Source organism: Rhodopila globiformis (assembly GCF_002937115.1).
Taxonomy (GTDB): Bacteria; Pseudomonadota; Alphaproteobacteria; order Acetobacterales; family Acetobacteraceae; genus Rhodopila; species Rhodopila globiformis.
Window position 1 is genome coordinate 1 of the sequence record NZ_NHRY01000182.1, and the last position, 2500, is coordinate 2500.

Below are 2500 nucleotides of genomic sequence, written 5' to 3' on the forward strand. Positions count from 1 at the left end.
GGCTGCTCCACCCCGCGTTGGATGGGGAGAGGGGACCAGAGTGGATTGGACGACCTGGCGGCGACCGACTCTCCCGTGCCTTGAGGCACAGTACCATGGGCGCTGGGGGTTTTCACGGCCGAGTTCGGGATGGGATCGGGTGCGGGCCCCCCGCGATGACCACCAGGTCATCCAATCCACCCTGTGTGGTGTGCCAGGTGTGGATCGTGGTTCTGGTGTGTGTGTGTGTGTGTGTGTGTGTGTGTGTGTGTGATGTGGCGGACCATCCCCGGATCTGGGGATGATTTCCATGCATGGTGCTTGTCCCCGGACGTGATCTGGGGATCTGGGATCGCGCCGCTCGGGCGATTAGGACCGGTCAGCTGCGCGCGTTGCCGCGCTTGCACATCCGGCCTATCGACGTGCTGGTCTTGCACGGCCCTCGGGGAGATCTGGTTTAGAGGTGGGTTTCCCGCTTAGATGCTTTCAGCGGTTATCCCGTCCAGACATAGCTACCCGGCGGTGCCATTGGCATGACAACCGGTGCACCAGAGGTCTGTTCATCCCGGTCCTCTCGTACTAGGGACAAATCCTCGCAAATCTCCTTCACCCACGGCAGATAGGGACCGAACTGTCTCACGACGTTCTAAACCCAGCTCACGTACCACTTTAATCGGCGAACAGCCGAACCCTTGGGACCTGCTCCAGCCCCAGGATGTGATGAGCCGACATCGAGGTGCCAAACCTCCCCGTCGATGTGGACTCTTGGGGGAGATCAGCCTGTTATCCCTAGAGTACCTTTTATCCGTTGAGCGATGGCCCTTCCACGCGGGACCACCGGATCACTATGGCCGACTTTCGTCTCTGCTCGAGCTGTCACTCTCGCAGTCAGGCGGGCTTGTGCCATTGCACTCAGCAGCCGATGTCCGACCGGCCTGAGCCCACCATCGCGCGCCTCCGTTACCATTTGGGAGGCGACCGCCCCAGTCAAACTGCCCGCCATGCAGGGTCCCGGACCGGGCTGACCGGTCGCGGTTAGACATCAGCCGAGGTCAGGGTGGTATTTCAAGGTTGGCTCCACGCAGGCTGGCGCCCACGCTTCGAAGCCTCCCACCTATCCTACACAGCCCTCTTCTGAGGCCACTGCAAAGCTGCAGTAAAGGTTCATAGGGTCTTTCCGTCTGACCGCGGGTACCCCGCATCTTCACGGGGAATTCAATTTCGCTGAGCCGATGCTGGAGACAGTGGGGAAGTCGTTACGCCATTCGTGCAGGTCGGAACTTACCCGACAAGGAATTTCGCTACCTTAGGACCGTTATAGTTACGGCCGCCGTTTACCGGGGCTTCAATTCGGTGCTTGCACACCTCCTCTTAACCTTCCGGCACCGGGCAGGCGTCAGACCGTATACGTCGTCTCTCGACTTCGCACAGCCCTGTGTTTTTACTAAACAGTCGCTACCCCCTGCTTTGTGCCACCCCCCGCCGGTTGCCCGGTGAAGGGTCTCGCTTATCCCGAAGTTACGCGAGCAATTTGCCTAGTTCCTTCAGCATCGTTCTCTCAAGCGCCTGGGTATGCTCTACCAGTCCACCTGTGTCGGTTTCGGGTACGGTCTCTACGCTGGTGCTGTTTCCCGGAACAACGCAGCTGCCCGGCCAATCCGATAAGGCCGGACAACACCTGTCATTCGTCACATCCAGCAGGCCGGGGAATGTTCGCCCCGTTCCCATCGACTACGGCTTTCGCCCTCGCCTTAGGGGCCGGCTCACCCTGCGCGGATTAACCTTGCGCAGGAACCCTTGGACTTTCGGCGACAGTGTTTCTCACACTGTTTGTCGCTACTCATGTCAGCATTCGCACTTCTGATATCTCCAGAAGGGGTCACCCCTCTTCCTTCACAGACTTACAGAACGCTCCGCTACCGATCATCGTGCCCAATTGCTCGGACCGACGATCCCACAGCTTCGGTGTGTGGCTTCAGCCCCGTTACATCTTCGGCGCAGGATTTCTTGACTAGACCAGTGAGCTATTACGCTTTCTTTAAAGGATGGCTGCTTCTAAGCCAACCTCCTGGTTGTTTTGGAATTCCCACATCCTTTCCCACTTAGCCACAACTTGGGGACCTTAGCTGGTGGTCTGGGCTGTTTCCCTCTCGACGACGGACCTTAGCACCCGCCGTCTGTCTGCCGGACTATACGTCGCGGTATTCGGAGTTTGGTTAGGTTTGGTAAGACTTTGGGTCCCCCTAGCCCATCCAGTGCTCTACCCCCGCGGGTAACCATCCGACGATCTACCTCAATAGATTTCGCGGAGAACCAGCTATTTCCGAGTTTGATTGGCCTTTCACCCCTAGCCACAGCTCATCCCCGACTTTTTCAACAGGCGTGGGTTCGGCCCTCCAGTGGGTGTTACCCCACCTTCAGCCTGGCCATGGCTAGATCACTCGGTTTCGGGTCTTCTGCCCGCGACTGAACGCCCACTTCAGACTCGCTTTCGCTGCGCCTTCGCCTAGCGGCTTAAGCT

At 58.7% G+C, this 2500-nt stretch carries 2 rRNA genes (1 of these 2 cut by a window edge); both read right to left on the reverse strand.

The window, feature by feature from the left end:
• Nucleotides 1-52: 52 nt before the first annotated feature.
• Nucleotides 53-167: ribosomal RNA gene (gene rrf, locus CCS01_RS16525) — 5S ribosomal RNA — on the reverse strand.
• A gap of 160 nt (nucleotides 168-327) precedes the next feature.
• Nucleotides 328-2500: ribosomal RNA gene (locus CCS01_RS16530) — 23S ribosomal RNA — on the reverse strand; it runs 582 nt beyond the window's last position.